The organism is Neorhizobium petrolearium (assembly GCF_017873175.1).
GTDB lineage: Bacteria > Pseudomonadota > Alphaproteobacteria > Rhizobiales > Rhizobiaceae > Neorhizobium > Neorhizobium petrolearium.
The window spans coordinates 628,174-643,009 of record NZ_JAGGJW010000001.1 but is presented as its reverse complement, the minus strand read 5'-3'; the positions used below and the strand labels follow the sequence as shown (position 1 = coordinate 643,009).

Here is a 14,836-nt window from a genome sequence, read left to right as displayed (position 1 = left end):
CACGCAAGAAAAGCTTGTCGCATGGCCGCCTTTTCCATATGACAGCCGCGTCAGCAGTCGGCGGGAGGCCAACTCCGCCATAGCCGGTTATAACGTCATGTCGCATAACACGTTCGGTCACCTTTTCCGCGTCACCACCTGGGGTGAGAGCCATGGTCCGGCGCTCGGCTGCGTCGTTGACGGCTGCCCGCCCGGCATTCGCTTCACCCAAGCCGAAATCCAGGCATGGATGGACAAGCGAAAGCCCGGCCAGTCGCGCTTCGTGACCCAGCGGCGCGAGGACGATATCGTCAAAGTGCTATCCGGCGTAATGATGGATGAGGACGGTGAGACGATGATCTCAACCGGCACACCGATTTCCATGCTGATCGAGAATACCGACCAGCGCTCCAAGGATTATGGCGAGATCGCACGCCGCTACCGCCCGGGACACGCGGACTATACCTATGACGTGAAATACGGCATCCGCGACTATCGCGGCGGCGGACGCTCGTCCGCCCGCGAGACGGCCGCCCGCGTGGCGGCAGGAGCGCTCGCCCGGAAGGTTGTTCCGGGGCTCAATGTCCGTGCCGCGCTGATCCAGATCGGCAAGCACCGGATCAACCGCGCCAACTGGGATTGGGAGCAGGTCGACCAGAATCCGTTCTTTTCCCCCGATGCCCAGATCGTGCCGGTCTGGGAGGAATATCTGGATTCGATCCGCAAGGCAGGTTCGTCGATCGGCGCAGTGGTGGAAGTGATCGCCGAAGGTGTGCCCGCCGGTCTCGGTGCTCCGATCTACGGCAAGCTCGATCAGGATATCGCCGGTCTCCTGATGTCGATCAATGCGGTCAAGGGTGTGGAGATCGGCGAGGGTTTTGCTGCTGCGGAACTTTCCGGCGAGGAGAATGCCGACGAGATGCGCATGGGCAATGACGGCAAGCCGATCTTTCTCTCCAATCACGCCGGAGGTATTCTCGGTGGCATCTCGACCGGCGAGGCGGTGATCGCCCGTTTCGCGATCAAACCGACCTCCTCCATTCTCACCGAACGGCATTCGATCGATGCGGACGGCAACAATGTCGAAGTACGCACCAAGGGTCGTCACGATCCCTGCGTCGGTATTCGCGCGGTGCCGATCGGCGAGGCCATGGTTGCGTGCGCCGTTGCCGACCACTATCTCCGCCATCGGGCACAAACCGGGCGCACTCTTTAGGAACGACATCCATGGCCTATGACCAGAAACGCGTCGTCGACGCCATCCGAGCCTTCGAAGCCGGCGAAATCGTGGTCGTTACCGATGACGACGATCGCGAGAATGAGGGCGACCTGATCGTCGCTGCCGTGCATTGCACGCCGGACAAGATGGCCTTCATCGTGCGCCATACATCCGGCATCGTCTGCGCACCCATGCCGCGCGAGGAGGCCAAGCGCCTCAATCTCAACGCCATGGTGGCCGAAAACGACAGCGCGCATACGACCGCCTTCACCGTCACCGTCGATTTCAAGCACGGCACGACGACCGGGATTTCAGCGGAGGACAGGACCCTCACCGTCCGCAACCTGGCCAATCCCAATGTTGGCCCCGGTGATTTTGTACGGCCCGGCCACATCTTCCCGCTGATCGCCCGCGAAGGCGGCGTTCTGATGCGTTCCGGCCATACGGAGGCGGCTGTCGACCTCTGCAAGCTCGCAGGCCTGCCGCCAGTCGGCGTGATCTGCGAGCTCGTCAACGACGACGGCACCGTGACCCGCGGTCAGCAGGTTGCGGACTTCGCCGCAAAGCACGAGTTGAAGCAGGTTTCCGTTGCCGATCTCATCGCATACCGCCAGCGCAAGGAAACGCTCATCGAACTGCAGTCCAGTTTCGACATCGAGACCATGCATGGCGAGGCCAAGGCACATGCCTATTCTCTTCCCTGGGACCCGATGCAGCATGTAGCGGTGATCTTCGGCGACATTCGCGACGGCGTCGACATTCCCGTCCGGCTCCATCTCGAAAACGTCACCCGCGACGTTTTCGGTGCCCAGAGGCCGCTGGACCGCTACATGGCGAAGATTGAAGAAGAGGGGCGCGGCGTCGTCATCTACCTGCGCGAAGGCTCCGTCGGCGTCGGCCAGAAGGATCATGGCCGCAAGCTGCGCCACGACCAGGAAAGTCATGCCGAGGCGCAGGCGCGCGAAAGCGAATGGCTGGAAATCGGCCTTGGTGCACAGATTTTGAAGGATCTCGGCGTCACCTCCATCAAGCTCCTGACCCGCAGCGAGCGCCACTACGTCGGCCTCGAAGGTTTCGGCATCAATATTTCCGAGACCGTGATCTGCTGATCGCCTTTTGAAGCATCGCATGTCGTTGCCGCAAAGCCGCGCACACTTTTGCGCGACATGCTGTAGTTGCATTCAGTTTCAACCACGTAGATTGCCGTCCTGTTGAAGGGCAGCAATTTTTCGTGTACGAATAATATGGAAATTGTTTGGGACGAGCCGAAGCGGCTTGTGAATCTCGAAAAACACGGGCTCGATTTCGCCGACCTTCGTTTCGAATTTTTCTTAACCGGCGTCACGATGCCGGCGAGAGATGGACGATCCAAGGCCGTAGGCCGTCTCAGAGATGGAACGATCGTTGTGATCTACGTGACCCTTGGGTCGGAAGCGATCTCCGTTATTTCGATGCGCCCAGCCCGAAGGGATGAAAGGAGTTCGCTCGAATGAACATCAAGGCAGAGAAGCAAAGGGAATTCCAACCCGGACGTGGATATACCAAGGAAGATTGGGACGCGGTGGACAGCCCACCGTTGACGAAAGAAGAACTCGCAAGCATGCGCCCTTTCAGGGAAGTCTTTCCTGATATCGCGGAGAAAATGGAAAAGGCAATCGCAGCCCGCGGACGGCCCAGGGTCGATGCGCCGAAGGTTGCCGTGACGCTCAGGCTCGATCCAGGCGTGCTCGCAAAATTCAAGGCGTCGGGCAAGGACTGGCGTACCAAGATGGCCGAAGAACTGCGCAAGGCCGCAGGCCTCTGACATAGCCCTAACGGCTCGCCGCGAGGATCGCTTCGATGAAACTGTGGGCTTTCAGTGCATCGTCGCCCGTGACGCGGAGCGCTGCGCCGTTTTGAACGGCATCGATGAAGTTTTCCATCAGCGCCCGGTGCATCTCGTGGCCGAAAGCCATGGGATCGGCGCCTGCCCCGCTGCCAATCTTCTCGCCGCCTTCACTGACGCTCGTGCCATCCACGAAGGCGGCTTCGAGCCTGTCGCTGGTGAAGACCGCCGTTCCCTTTGTGCCGATCAGCTCGATACGCTCGGCCAAGCCAGGATAGGCGCAGGTCGTGGCATTCAGCGTGCCGATCGCGCCGTTCTCGAAGGAGAAGGCGGCCGTCACCAGATCTTCCGTCTCCATCCTATGGATAGGCGTAGTGCGGACGAAGGAAGAGACCTCCTTCGGCGTGCCGGCATAGCTCAAAAGCAGGTCGATCGTATGGATGCCCTGGGTGAGCAGCACGCCGCCGCCGTCGCGGGCGCGGGTGCCCCGCCCTTCGACATCGTAATAGCTCTGGGGGCGCCAGTTGCGGATCGCCGCTGAAGCCTCAACCAACTGTCCCAGCCGCCCCGACTCGACGATCCCGTCGAGTTTCAGGGCAGCAGCGCGGAACCGGTTCTGCAGCACAATGCCGAGCAGGATACCTGCTTTCCTCGCCGTCCGGACGATCGCTTCGGAGCGCGCAAAGGAGATATCGAGCGGCTTTTCGAGCAGAATGTGCTTGCCGGCTTCCGCGGCTCGCCGGACGAGCTCCAGATGGGTGTTCGGAGGCGTCAGGATCAGCACGGCCTCGATCGTTCTGTCGGCAAAGATCGCGCCGAGGTCGCCGCTCGTCTGGATCGGATATTGCGTGGCGAATGCTTCGCGCCGGGCATTGCTCCGGCTGTAGGCCGCAACGCATTCGATCCTGTCGGAAAGGTCGAGCAGTGCGCGGGCATGATGCCCCGAGGCCATGCCGAGCCCGATCATCGCCACCTTCAACCTTGCCATCATCCCCTCCCCGGAATGGTTTCAGCCGAGAACTTCAATCGTCCGCATGATGCCGCGTAGCTCCGCAAGCCCCTTCAGCCGGCCGATGCAGGAGTAGCCGGGATTGACCTTCTTGCCTATGTCGTCGACGATCGCATGACCATGGTCCGGTCGCATGGGTATCTGCCAATCCGTCCGACCGTCCGCCTTGCGGCGCTTCTCCTCCGCAATCAGTGCCATCACCACACGAACCATATCCGTATCCCCTTCCAGATGCTCGGCCTCGTGGAAGGAGCCGTCACCTTCTCTGGTGACGTTGCGCAGGTGCGCAAAATGGATATTCGGGCCGAATTCCTTCGCCATGGCGACCAGATCGTTTTCCGGGTTGGCACCGTAGGAACCGGTGCAGAGCGTTATGCCGTTCGAAGGAGACTTCACGGCGGCGAGCGGTGCCCGCGCGTCGGATGCCTTGCAGACGACGCGCGGCAGGCCGAAAAGCGGAAAAGGCGGATCATCCGGATGGATCGCCATCCTCACGCCCGCCTCTTCGGCCACCGGAATAATCTCCTTGAGGAAGGCGAAGAGGTTTTCGCGAAAACCATTCTCCGACAGTTCCTTGTAGATATCCAGCATGCGGTTGAGGCTCTGCCGGTCGTAGACAAATTCGCGCGCGGGTACCCATTCGATGAGGTTGCGCTCCAGCCTTGCAAGATCGCTCCCGCTCGCCGTTTTCAGCCACGCCGCCGCCTTTTCGATCCGGTCGGAAGGATGATCCCGTTCGGCGCCGGGGCGTTTCAGGATGAAGACGTCATAGGCGCAGAACTCGACAATATGGAAGCGCAGCGCCGTGCCGCCGTGCGGCATGCGATAGTCGAGGTCGGTGCGCGTCCAGTCGGTGATCGCCATGAAATTGTAACAGACCGTCTTGATGCCCGCCCTGGCGACGGCGCGGATCGACGCCTTGTAGTTGTCAATCAGTTCGCGGTAGCGGCCGGTGCGCGTCTTGATATCCTCGTGGACGATGATGCTTTCCACCACAGACCAGGAAAGGCCGGCTTCTTCGATGATCGCCTTGCGCTTCAAAATCTCGTCGTCCGGCCAGATGCGGCCGTCGTTCAGGTGATGCAGCGCGGTGACGATGCCCGTCGCGCCCGCTTGCTTCACATGCGAAAGGGTTACCGTATCGTCCGGTCCGAACCAGCGCCAGGTCTGTTCCATCGTATTTTACCTTATGCTTGTCAGCCGAGCCGCATGCCGGTGGCGGCATCGAAGACATGGCTGTTGGTGGGCGCAAGCGCCAGATTGAGCACTTCGCCGGTCCTGATGAAAAGCCGCTCGCGCAGTTGCGCGGAGATTTTCTGCCCGTCGACCGTGCCCTGCACGAAGGTTTCCGAGCCGGTCGGCTCGATATTCGTCACGGTCATTGGAACGCCCTCGCCGACCGAGGCGATCGCCAGATGCTCGGGGCGGATACCATAGGTCACCGCCGTGCCGGGCGCGGCCGGGGCTTCGATGCCGAGCGGCAGTCGAATACCGTTTTCCGTTGCGACAGACTTGCGATCTTCCGCCACCCTGGCGGCAAGGAAGTTCATTGACGGCGAGCCGATGAAGCTTGCGACGAAGGTGTTGACCGGCTTGTCGTAAAGATCGAGCGGCGCGCCCACCTGTTCCACGACGCCATCCCTCATCACCACGATCCGGTCTGCCATGGTCATGGCCTCGATCTGATCGTGGGTGACGTAGACGGTGGTCGTCCTGATGCGGGCATGGATGTCCTTGAGTTCGGCGCGCATCTGCACGCGCAGCTTGGCATCCAGGTTCGACAGTGGCTCGTCGAAGAGGAAGACTTTCGGGTTGCGCACGATCGCGCGGCCCATGGCGACGCGCTGGCGCTGGCCGCCGGAAAGCTGTTTCGGATAACGCTGCAGGTAATCGGTGAGGCCGAGGATGCGTGCGGCATCCGTCACGCGGGAGGCGATCTCCTCCTTCGGTTTCTTCGCCAGCCGCAGCGAGAAGCCCATGTTTTCGGCGATCGTCATATGCGGATAGAGCGCATAGTTCTGAAAGACCATGGCGATGTCGCGATGTTTCGGCTCGACATCGTTGATGACGCGGCCGCCGATGCGGATCGTGCCGTCGGTGATTTCCTCCAGGCCAGCGATCATGCGCAGAAGCGTGGACTTGCCGCAGCCGGACGGGCCGACGAGCACGACGAAGGCACCATCCGGCACGTCGACGGAGACGCCCTTGATGGTTTCGAAATCGCCATAGGCCTTGCGGACATTCTGGATTTCAACGGAAGCCATGAATTTATCCTGAGATTGCGTGTGTCTGGAGGCTGAGCCGGTCGGCGGCGCGGAGGGCTGCGAGCAGGCTGAGGCCGGTGTGATAACCGGGGTCGAGGTCGGGCGTGGCGGGGACGAAATCGGCCGGTCCGTCTTTCGTCATGGTCTGGTAGGCGATCGGCGGCGTACCGCGCCAGTAACGTTCGAAGAAAGCTGCATGCGCCGCTTTCCATATCTCCAGACTCTCGGCGCTGCGGGTGCGCTCGTGGCAAAGCGCGGCAGCGCGGATCGTCTCCGGCAGCGACCACCAGGGGCAATAGGGGCTCTGCGCCTCGCCGGTCGCAATCGAGACGGTCAGCGCGATGCCCGGCCCGACAAAGCCCTTGCGGAACGAAGAGACAAGAATGCGTTCCAGCGTTTCGATCAGCGCCGGATCGCAATTGTCGTCAAGGTAGTCGAGCGCGAAGCCCACGAATTCGATGCCGTGGCCGACATTGCAGGCGTCCTCGCCCGGCACGTTGCGGAGCAGCCCGGTTCCGGCATCGAGATGGAGGTCGATGACATGGGCAATGAAGCGGTCGGCATATGCGAGATGCGCCGTATGGCCGAAGCGTTTCAGCATGCCGGCGGCGCCGAGCAGGATCATGCGCGGGCCGAAATCATTCGGCTGCATTGCGAGACTGTCGAGCGACAACGGCCGGCGCTCGTCCATCTGGAAACGGCCGTGCTCGATCGAGGCGATTACCCCGTCGAAATAGGCGAGATGGTCGGCCAGGCCGGTCAGGCCGTAACGGCTTGCGGTGGCGATCAGACCCTTGGCCACAAAGGCATCCGAATAGGTGTAGATCAGCCTCGGCCTTTCCTGAGGCCGGACGGCGCCGGCGGCATCCGCATAGACCGGCGCCATGTCCCGGCCGTAGCAGAAATAGGCATGGCCGTCCGGTTTCTGCAGGGCGGCGAGCAGGTCGTAAAGGCGCCGACCGGCGGTATCCAGCTTCTTGGCGAGCGGCGGCAGTTCGTCGTCGAAGAATGCCGCATGCATGACGAGGGATTCCAGCCCCCTGCCCTGAATCCAGCCGTAGGTATAATCCGGGCCGCGGATGCCGTCTTCCGGACCGTAATCCTTCAGCATCAGGCTGTTCTGCTTGGTATTGAGAAATCCGCCGCCAAGCATCGGCCGCTGCAGCATCCAATAGAGCGTGCCGGCATTCGCCGCCGCATAGATGGTGCGCGCTTCCTCGAAAAAATCCATCGCATCACTCCTTCAAACCGGTGCTTGCGACACCCTGCACGAAGTTGCGTCGCAGGATGACGAAGAGCAGGATCGAAGGAATAAGTACCGTCGCCGAAGCCGCGCTCAAACGGCCGAGATCAACCGTGAAGCCGGTCTGGAAGAGCGCCAGCCCCACTTCGATCGTGTAGCTCGTTCGGGTCGTGGCGACGATCATCGGCCAGGCAAACGCCGTCCAGGCCTGGAAAAAGGCAAGCACGGCGAGCGCACCCAGCGCGCCGCGCAGGAGCGGCAGGACGATGTGCAGAAAAATCCAGAATTCGCCGGCGCCGTCGATACGCGCCGCCTCCAAAAGCTCGTCCGGGATCGAATGGATGACATTCTGGCGGATCAGGAAGATGCCAAAGCTCATCACCAGATAACCGAGCAGCAGGCCCCAGACGGAATTCAGGATGCCGAGGCTCTTTGCCTGGAAATAGAGCGGGATCATGTAGACCTCGAACGGTACGATCGCCGTAGCGAGGAACAGTGCGAAGATGACGTTCAACGTTCCGAAGCGGAATTTTCCGAAGATATAGCCTGCAATCGCCGATGTCGCGACGATGGCAAGCGTCGAAAGGATGGCGAAGGCGAGGCTGTTGCCGATCCAGCGCAGGAGCGGCGTCTCGCCGAGCACGGCCGAGAAATTCTCCAAGGTCGGGTCACGCGGGATGATGGTCGGCGGCCAGGCAAGCATTTCGGCCGGCGTCTTGAAGGCGTTCGCCACCAGGAAGACGAGCGGCAGCAGCATCAGCAGCGAGACGACGATGAGGAAAGCATCGATCGCGAGATTGGTGAGGCGCTTCCTGCGGCGCAGGCGGCGGCCTTCGGCAAGCTCGTCCGGCGTCGGCTCCACATGAATGGTCGCGATATCGGTCGTCATGCCTTGCTCCTTTCCCGCAGCATCGAGAACTGGATCAGCGTCAGCACAAGCACGATGACCAGAAGCACCACGGCTTCCGATGCAGCATAGCCGACACGATAGTTGCGGAAACTGTTTTCCAGCATGTCGAGCACCAGAACCCTCACCTGCCTTCCAGGCGCGCCTTGCGCATCGGATGCCAGGACGAAGGCCTGGGCATAGACGTTGAAGCCGGACACCAGGGTCACGACCGAGACATAGAGCGTGATCGGTTTCAGCATCGGGATCGACAGATGCCAGAAGCTCTGCGGACCGGACGCGCCGTCGAGCTTTGCCGCCTCGTAGAGGGAAACCGGCAGGTTCTTGAAGCCGACGATATAGATCAGCACCGCATAACCCAGCGCCTGCCAGGAGCAAAGCACGATGATGCAGATGACCGAGAGAACCGGGTCGAACAGCCAGTTCTGCGCCGGGATGCCGAAAAAGGTCAAAAGCGCGTTAAGCGGACCGAGCCTTGCATCGAAAATCCATTTCCAGGCCATAGCGGCCGGCACCAGTGAGACGACATGCGGAATGAAAACCGCCGTCTCATAAAACCCGGCCATCCGCGAGCGGGTGCGATGGAAGATCAGCGCGGCGATGACGAGCGCCATCGGGATTGTCAGGAACAATACGCCAAAGGCGATGATCGTCGTGTTGACGAGCGCGTCGAGAAACAGATGGTCGCCCATCAGTTCGCGAAAATTCGCGAGGCCGATGAACGGCTTGCGCTTCGACAGTATGTCCCATTTGAAAAGGCTGAGCCTTAGCGTGTCGGCGATCGGATAGAGCCGCACGTAGGCGAAGATCGCCAGCGTCGGCAGGATCGCGAGGATCGCAAAAATGAATCTTTTGCGCTTCAGCATACGGTCATCCCCGAAGAGCGCCCGGGACGATGATGCCCCGGGCGGATGCAATTGGCGAGTGGCAGGTAAGCGATTATTTCGCAGCCAGGCCTTCGCGATCGAGGATCGTGTCGACCTCATAGCTTGCCTTCTTTAGGAAGGCGTCGATCTTGGCGTCGTCACCGGCCATCGAGGCATCTGCGAAGGCGACGACAAGCTGCGCCGCAACACGGGTCAGGATTTCCTCGATCGGGCCGATCGACGGCAGCGTGAAGAACTCATACCCCTGCGGATAATCGACGAAAGCCGCGAAAGCCGGCTGCTTGGTTGTGACGCTCGAATAATCGACGCCCGAGCGGTTGGGCAGCCAGCCGACATTCTCGAGCAGCCAGACAAGGTTTTCCGGCGAATTGGTCGCCTTGGCGAATTCCCAGCCTATGTCCGCATCGTCACCTGCCACGTAGAGGTTGGTCGGCAGGGCGATCGATCCCTTCGGCAGCGGCGCGGTTGCGTATTTCAGATCCGGTGCCTTCTTGGCGATATCGCCGATCACCCAGGATTCGCGGATGAACATGGCCGTCTGGCCGCGTTCGAAGGCATCGGCATCAGCCGGCATTTCCGGCGTCACGGTCTTAAGCGTGAAGATGTTTTCGAGATACTGCTTCAGCGCCTTGCGGCCGGCCTCGTTGGCGAAATTGGTCTTCCACTTGCCATCACCGGCCGGAACCAGAAGAGCGCCGCCGAACTGATGAAGGTTGATCCAGAACTTTTCGGCAATGCCCTGTCCGCCGCCGGAAAGACGCAGGCTCCAGCCGGAAACCGTCGCCTTGCCGGAAGCGTCGCGCTGCGTCAGTTTCTCGGCATATTTGGAATAGTCTTCCATGGTCTTCGGCGGCTCGGTGAGGCCGGCGGCCTTGAACATGTCGGTATTGTAGAAGAGCGCGCCCTGGCCGCGGAAGAGCGGCACGCCATAAACCGTATCGTCATAGCTTGCCGTGTCGCTGAAGAACTTGTCGAAGTTCTTCGGGTCCTTCACGAAAGTCGCGATCTCGTCCGGTGCTTCCGGAAGAAGATCATTCTCAAGGTAGCGGGTCGCGGTCGAGCCGGAAAGCTCGATGACGGTGACGCCTTCCTGGCCGCCGGTAAGGCCGAGCGCCACGCGTTTTTCATGTTCGCGAAGGGCGATCGCCTCGACCTTCACTTCAAGGTCCGGATGGGCAGCCTTCAGGCCCTGCGCGACATGCTCATAAAACGGCGCCATTTCCGGATAACCGCTCCAGACCGTCAACGTCTCGGCCGAAGCGGAAGAAACGCCGGACAGCAGAGCGGCGCCGAATACCGCGTTCAGGAGCAGCACGCGGGTGGAAATCCTGTTCTTTACTGATGCGTTTTTCATGTCCCTGTTCCCTCTTGTTGTTGACAAAAAAACTCTCATGCAACCGGTTGCGTGTCAAGCATCGGATGGCTGTTCGTGGCAGTGGAAATCATGCGTTCACTCCTCCTCAATTGCCGGCAGCAAGCTCGATGGCGCAGGCGGCCAATGTCTCGGCGGAGCCCGGCGCGAACGTTGCCGCCAAACCGTAATAGCGGTGCGCCTCATCCACCTCATAACCGCCGTGCAGGAATTCACCTGAAGGCGGGATGTAGCCCGGATTGTCGTCGGCAAAACCGACAACGAAGGCCGGTTTTTCGGGACCAATGGCTGCACGGATCGCAAGCGCGGTTTCGGCAAATATCTCGCCGGGCAGCGCCACGACCGGCACACCGCCCCAGTCGAGCACGGTAACGCGGGCGGAAAGCGGTTCGGGCTCACCAGACGCGACAGCGCGAGCCCATTCAGCCCAATATCCAAGCAGGCTTCTACGGGCAGGCTCGGCCGTCAGAGCTTCTTCCCGCCAGCGTTTTTCGAGAACTTCGGGCGCTTCCGTCTCGCGGCGCCGAAAACCGAGGGTGACGGTGCCGTTTCGCGCTGTAGCGGTGCCGGAAATCGTTTGCTCCGAGGCTGCCAGGGCCGCCTCGGCGACCTTGCGGCCAATGCGTTCTGCGGCTTCGAAAGTCCGGTCCGGATTGGCCGAGAGCGCGATCGAGGCATGCGCCGAATGGCCGGTATTGGCGTCTCCGACGCAGCCGGTCATGAACAGCGCTATTGTGCCGGGATAGGCCTCTTCCAGCAACTGCCGCACGAAATGCGGATAGTCTGCGGTCCAGAGCAGGTTGTCGGCGGCGAGCACCACCGGATGGCAGGCATAGGCCGTAACGACCGCGATCATGGCACCGTTTTTGTCGCGAATACGCAAAAGCGGCAGGGAGGCGTCCACCGGCCCGCCGGGATGACGGCGATTGCGGGCAATCCCCGGATCACTTCCCTTCCCTATCGTCATCGTCGCATGCTGACGCCCCGCGGCCGCCTTGTCGACGGCCGCTATACAGGCATCTTCCAGCCGCTCCAGGTAAGTGGGGTCGGCGGCAATGCTGAGCCGGCCGGCCATGGAAACCGGACCACCGTGATTATGGAGCGCGGCGACCACGACATTTTCCGCCGGCAGCACGCAGCGCTCTCTGATCCGGGTGCTCATGGCCGCGTCTATGCCGATGACATCGGCCACGACCACCGCCGTGTCCCCGATCACCACGGCCCGCGCCGTCAGCGCGTCATGCGCACCTTTCGCCGGCAGGCTGCGGGCTGCAAAGCCGGACATGGCAAGACCGGGCGGCGGCGTGATATCGACGATGGCGGCACCGGCTCGGATCATCCGCAAAACGCCTTCTCGCCATGAACCCAGGCCTCGCGAACCTTCAACTCGCGTTCGCCTTCCGACCAGTCGAAGCGGATGAGATCGGCACGGGCACCGACCTCCAACCTTCCACGCCCACCGACGAAGCGTCCGGGATTTTGGGTCGCCAGAACCAAGGCATCCGCCAGCGGAATGCCCGCCATGTCGGCGGCGATCGCCACATTGGCGGAAAGCGGCAGACTGGCGCCGGCGAGATAGGGCGTGCCGGCGACACTGATGCGACCTTCCGGCGAAACCTCGACGCGGCCGCCGACGGGCTGGTCATAAACGCCAGGCGGCATGCCGGCGAGCGCCACCATGTCGGACACAAGGATCGTCCGATCCATGCCCTTGGCGCGCAGCATGGCCTTGAATGTGTCGGCCGGCAGGTGCCAGCCATCGGCGATGAAGCTCGCCGTCAGCCGGTCGTCGGCAAGCTGCGCCCAGATGAAATTCGGATGGCGCGGCAGCATGGCCGCCGCCCCGTTGCCGAGATGGGTGGAGAGCACCGCACCTGCTTCCGCCGCCGCATGGATTTGCTCCGGTGTCGCGGCCGTATGGCCGAGCGCGACATGAACACCGTGCGTCGCAAGAGCGCGGATATAGTCGATGCTGCCTTCGTACTCGGGGGCGATCGTCACCATGGATACGAGATTGCCGCAGGCCTGTTGCCAGCGATTGAACTCCGCAATCGAAGGCGGACGGACATGCTCCAGCGGATGCGCGCCGCGTGGGCCGTCCTGATCTGAGATCGATGGGCCTTCGACATGCACGCCCGGCACCATTTCAGCGATCAACCGATGGCCGGCACGGATTTTCGCGATGGCTTCCAACGCCTGGAGGATCGCTTCCTCCGAAGCGGTAATGATGGTCGGCAGCCATGTGGTCACGCCGACGCTTAGAAGCTCTTCGCAAAGTGAGAGAACGATCTTCGGCGTCACCTCGCCGTTGTTCAGGTCGAAGCCGCGAAAACCATTGACCTGCAGGTCGACGAGACCCGCCGAGAGAAAATGCGAGCTGGTGTTTTCTGCCGGGCGGACGGCGGAAATCCTGCCGTCCGCGATCTCGATCGCGATACCTTTGCCGGTGCGGGGATCGATACCGTCGACGACCATGGTCAGAGCGCCCTCACCCGCCCCTGGAATTTGTCGATGAAACGGGCATTCGCCTCGTCGCCGCCCGGCGCGTTGCCGCTGCGCCAGACCGGCGGTTCGATGCCGCGCTCAACAAGCTTGGCGACCGTCCGGATCACCAGACAATTGAGCGTGAAAGCATTGGCGAACGTGGAGATCGCCGCGATGTTCTCGCTCATGCCCGGCACGGCAACCACCGCGTCGCCAATCGGTACCTTGCAGTCAACGGCAATGTCGACGATGTCGTGCAGATTCTGCCTGGTCGGATGCCGCGCCGGATGATCCGGCGACGTGTTCGAGGCATGCTCACGGGAACTGATGCCGATCAAGAATGTGCCGCGCCGACGCGCCTCCAGCGCCGCATCGATCAGCGCCGCATTGATCCCGTACGCATTCACCAGGATCAGCAGGTCGTTTTTGCCGAGCCGCTGGTTGGCGATCACCACCTTGCCGTAACCAGGCGTGCGTTCGATCGCCATGGAACGCAATGCGCCGTTCGAAAGCAAGGTGCCTTCGTCCAGTATGGCGCTGATATGCATCAGTCCGCCGGCGCGGAAGAAAACCTCCTGCGAGGCGAGGTTGGAATGGCCGCCAGGGCCATAGATATGCACCAGACGGTCGGCAGCGATCTGATCCGCGAGCTTCGAAGCCGCCTGATCGAGCGCAGTCTTTTCCTCTTCCAGCACCCGGCGCATCAGGGCTTGGGTCGAAGCGAAATAACCTTCGCAGAGCTGATCCGCATCGATGACGGTCTTGTCAGGCATCGGGGTCGGAGTCCTTGTCGACATAGAGGGTGCAAGCCGGATGGGTGCGCAGGACGCTCGCCGGGCATTCGGTGGCCAGCGGACCGTAAAGCGCCTTCGAAACGGCATCGCGCTTGACGGCGCCCGGCACGACACAGAACAGCCGGTCGGCTCTGAGCAGGCGCGGCACCGTCAAGGTGATCGCCTCGTGAGGCACGGAAGCGAGATCGGGAAAACACTCGTCATCGACCTGCTGCTGACGGCAGACGTCGTCCAACTCGACGACCTTGACATCTAGCGGATCGGCGAAATCCGCAACCGGCGGGTCGTTGAAGGCGATGTGGCCGTTGACGCCAATGCCGAGGCAGACGAAATCGATCGGCGCCTCGTTCAACAGGTCGGCATAGCGGCGGACCTCGGCCGCAGCATCCGGCTCCGGCGTGATGCGATGGACGGCGGCGAAGGGCAACTTGCTAAAGACGTGCGCGTCCAGCCAGTTGGCAAAACGGGCGGGCGAAGACGGTGAGAGCCCGATATATTCATCCATGTGGAAGGCTGTGACGCGACTCCAATCGATGCCCGGCTTGGCGCAGAGCGCCTCCAGCATATCCGCCTGGCTGGGGGCGGCCGCAAACACCATCCTCACATCAGATTGCCGGGCAAGACGCTCGGCCAAAGCAGCCGCAATATCCGCCGCCGCAGCAATCCCCATTTCGGCCCGTGTTGCAAAGCTTTCGACGACAAGCCGGTCGAAGGTCCGCCGCGTTGCCGGCGATGGACGAAAGGTGGCGGCAAGATTCAACGCGGTCTCCATATCCTCATCTCAGGCGACCGGGAGATGCGCCTCCGCATCCGATACCGTCCCCTTTTCTTGTTGGCGAAAGATTTTCATGCA

The 14,836-nt window shown here is 61.7% G+C and carries 15 protein-coding genes; 4 read left to right on the top strand and 11 right to left on the bottom strand.

Going from position 1 to position 14,836, the window contains the following annotated elements; all coding sequences use genetic code 11:
• The first annotated feature begins 97 nt into the window (after positions 1-97).
• The 4 genes from aroC to J2046_RS03210 all read left to right on the top strand — a co-directional run bounded on the left by aroC (position 98) and on the right by J2046_RS03210 (position 3,002).
• A complete protein-coding gene (gene aroC, locus J2046_RS03225; RefSeq protein ID WP_210049450.1) occupies positions 98-1,195 on the top strand; it encodes a chorismate synthase in 1,098 nt (365 codons plus the stop codon).
• A gap of 11 nt (positions 1,196-1,206) precedes the next feature.
• A complete protein-coding gene (ribB, locus tag J2046_RS03220; protein WP_210049448.1) occupies positions 1,207-2,307 on the top strand; it encodes a 3,4-dihydroxy-2-butanone-4-phosphate synthase in 1,101 nt (366 codons plus the stop codon).
• Between the two features lie 135 nt (positions 2,308-2,442).
• Positions 2,443-2,691, top strand: coding sequence for a BrnT family toxin (locus J2046_RS03215; protein ID WP_210049742.1), 249 nt, complete (start codon positions 2,443-2,445; stop codon positions 2,689-2,691).
• Positions 2,688-3,002 (top strand): BrnA antitoxin family protein, encoded by a 315-nt coding sequence (locus tag J2046_RS03210; protein WP_210049446.1) that lies wholly within the window; start codon positions 2,688-2,690, stop codon positions 3,000-3,002. The genes J2046_RS03215 and J2046_RS03210 overlap by 4 nt, the downstream gene beginning before the upstream one ends.
• A 7-nt stretch (positions 3,003-3,009) precedes the next feature.
• On the opposite strand, the gene J2046_RS03205 is transcribed toward J2046_RS03210, so the two are convergent.
• From J2046_RS03205 to J2046_RS03155, 11 genes are all read right to left on the bottom strand, one after another.
• Positions 3,010-4,011 carry a Gfo/Idh/MocA family protein gene (locus J2046_RS03205; RefSeq protein ID WP_210049444.1) on the bottom strand — a complete coding sequence of 334 codons (1,002 nt, stop codon included), beginning with the start codon at positions 4,009-4,011 and terminating at the stop codon, positions 3,010-3,012.
• 21 nt (positions 4,012-4,032) lie between these two features.
• Positions 4,033-5,208 (bottom strand): mannonate dehydratase, encoded by a 1,176-nt coding sequence (gene uxuA / locus J2046_RS03200; RefSeq protein WP_210049442.1) that lies wholly within the window; start codon positions 5,206-5,208, stop codon positions 4,033-4,035.
• Between the two features lie 20 nt (positions 5,209-5,228).
• On the bottom strand, positions 5,229-6,296 hold the full coding sequence (locus J2046_RS03195; RefSeq protein WP_210049441.1) for an ABC transporter ATP-binding protein: 1,068 nt from the start codon (positions 6,294-6,296) through the stop codon (positions 5,229-5,231).
• A gap of 4 nt (positions 6,297-6,300) precedes the next feature.
• On the bottom strand, positions 6,301-7,527 hold the full coding sequence (locus J2046_RS03190; protein ID WP_210049439.1) for an AGE family epimerase/isomerase: 1,227 nt from the start codon (positions 7,525-7,527) through the stop codon (positions 6,301-6,303).
• Positions 7,528-7,531: 4 nt separating this feature from the next.
• The gene (locus tag J2046_RS03185; RefSeq protein ID WP_200884013.1) at positions 7,532-8,428 is read right to left on the bottom strand and encodes a carbohydrate ABC transporter permease; all 897 of its coding nucleotides are present in this window, start codon (positions 8,426-8,428) and stop codon (positions 7,532-7,534) included.
• Positions 8,425-9,312 carry a carbohydrate ABC transporter permease gene (locus tag J2046_RS03180; RefSeq protein ID WP_210049437.1) on the bottom strand — a complete coding sequence of 296 codons (888 nt, stop codon included), beginning with the start codon at positions 9,310-9,312 and terminating at the stop codon, positions 8,425-8,427. Before J2046_RS03180 ends, J2046_RS03185 begins: the two co-directional genes overlap by 4 nt.
• A gap of 73 nt (positions 9,313-9,385) precedes the next feature.
• Entirely contained in the window at positions 9,386-10,687 is a 1,302-nt protein-coding gene (locus J2046_RS03175) for an ABC transporter substrate-binding protein (protein ID WP_210049435.1), read from the bottom strand.
• A gap of 106 nt (positions 10,688-10,793) precedes the next feature.
• A complete protein-coding gene (locus J2046_RS03170; RefSeq protein ID WP_210049433.1) occupies positions 10,794-12,044 on the bottom strand; it encodes a neutral/alkaline non-lysosomal ceramidase N-terminal domain-containing protein in 1,251 nt (416 codons plus the stop codon).
• Positions 12,041-13,180: an N-acetylglucosamine-6-phosphate deacetylase gene (locus tag J2046_RS03165; RefSeq protein ID WP_210049430.1), complete on the bottom strand. Its 1,140-nt coding sequence runs from the start codon at positions 13,178-13,180 to the stop codon at positions 12,041-12,043. The genes J2046_RS03170 and J2046_RS03165 overlap by 4 nt, the downstream gene beginning before the upstream one ends.
• 2 nt (positions 13,181-13,182) lie before the next feature.
• On the bottom strand, positions 13,183-13,962 hold the full coding sequence (locus tag J2046_RS03160) for a sugar isomerase domain-containing protein (protein WP_210049428.1): 780 nt from the start codon (positions 13,960-13,962) through the stop codon (positions 13,183-13,185).
• Positions 13,955-14,653 (bottom strand): 6-phosphogluconolactonase, encoded by a 699-nt coding sequence (locus J2046_RS03155; protein WP_210049741.1) that lies wholly within the window; start codon positions 14,651-14,653, stop codon positions 13,955-13,957. The genes J2046_RS03160 and J2046_RS03155 overlap by 8 nt, the downstream gene beginning before the upstream one ends.
• Positions 14,654-14,836: the final 183 nt, after the last annotated feature.

What these genes read in the sequence shown, in the direction of transcription:
- aroC (WP_210049450.1), top strand. Translation starts at nt 98, where the DNA reads ATGTCGCATAACACGTTCGGTCACCTTTTCCGCGTCACCACCTGGGGT.
- ribB (WP_210049448.1), top strand. Translation starts at nt 1,207, where the DNA reads ATGGCCTATGACCAGAAACGCGTCGTCGACGCCATCCGAGCCTTCGAA.
- J2046_RS03215 (WP_210049742.1), top strand. Translation starts at nt 2,443, where the DNA reads ATGGAAATTGTTTGGGACGAGCCGAAGCGGCTTGTGAATCTCGAAAAA.
- J2046_RS03210 (WP_210049446.1), top strand. Translation starts at nt 2,688, where the DNA reads ATGAACATCAAGGCAGAGAAGCAAAGGGAATTCCAACCCGGACGTGGA.
- J2046_RS03205 (WP_210049444.1), bottom strand. Translation starts at nt 4,011, where the DNA reads ATGGCAAGGTTGAAGGTGGCGATGATCGGGCTCGGCATGGCCTCGGGG.
- uxuA (WP_210049442.1), bottom strand. Translation starts at nt 5,208, where the DNA reads ATGGAACAGACCTGGCGCTGGTTCGGACCGGACGATACGGTAACCCTT.
- J2046_RS03195 (WP_210049441.1), bottom strand. Translation starts at nt 6,296, where the DNA reads ATGGCTTCCGTTGAAATCCAGAATGTCCGCAAGGCCTATGGCGATTTC.
- J2046_RS03190 (WP_210049439.1), bottom strand. Translation starts at nt 7,527, where the DNA reads ATGGATTTTTTCGAGGAAGCGCGCACCATCTATGCGGCGGCGAATGCC.
- J2046_RS03185 (WP_200884013.1), bottom strand. Translation starts at nt 8,428, where the DNA reads ATGACGACCGATATCGCGACCATTCATGTGGAGCCGACGCCGGACGAG.
- J2046_RS03180 (WP_210049437.1), bottom strand. Translation starts at nt 9,312, where the DNA reads ATGCTGAAGCGCAAAAGATTCATTTTTGCGATCCTCGCGATCCTGCCG.
- J2046_RS03175 (WP_210049435.1), bottom strand. Translation starts at nt 10,687, where the DNA reads ATGAAAAACGCATCAGTAAAGAACAGGATTTCCACCCGCGTGCTGCTC.
- J2046_RS03170 (WP_210049433.1), bottom strand. Translation starts at nt 12,044, where the DNA reads ATGATCCGAGCCGGTGCCGCCATCGTCGATATCACGCCGCCGCCCGGT.
- J2046_RS03165 (WP_210049430.1), bottom strand. Translation starts at nt 13,180, where the DNA reads ATGGTCGTCGACGGTATCGATCCCCGCACCGGCAAAGGTATCGCGATC.
- J2046_RS03160 (WP_210049428.1), bottom strand. Translation starts at nt 13,962, where the DNA reads ATGCCTGACAAGACCGTCATCGATGCGGATCAGCTCTGCGAAGGTTAT.
- J2046_RS03155 (WP_210049741.1), bottom strand. Translation starts at nt 14,653, where the DNA reads ATGGGGATTGCTGCGGCGGCGGATATTGCGGCTGCTTTGGCCGAGCGT.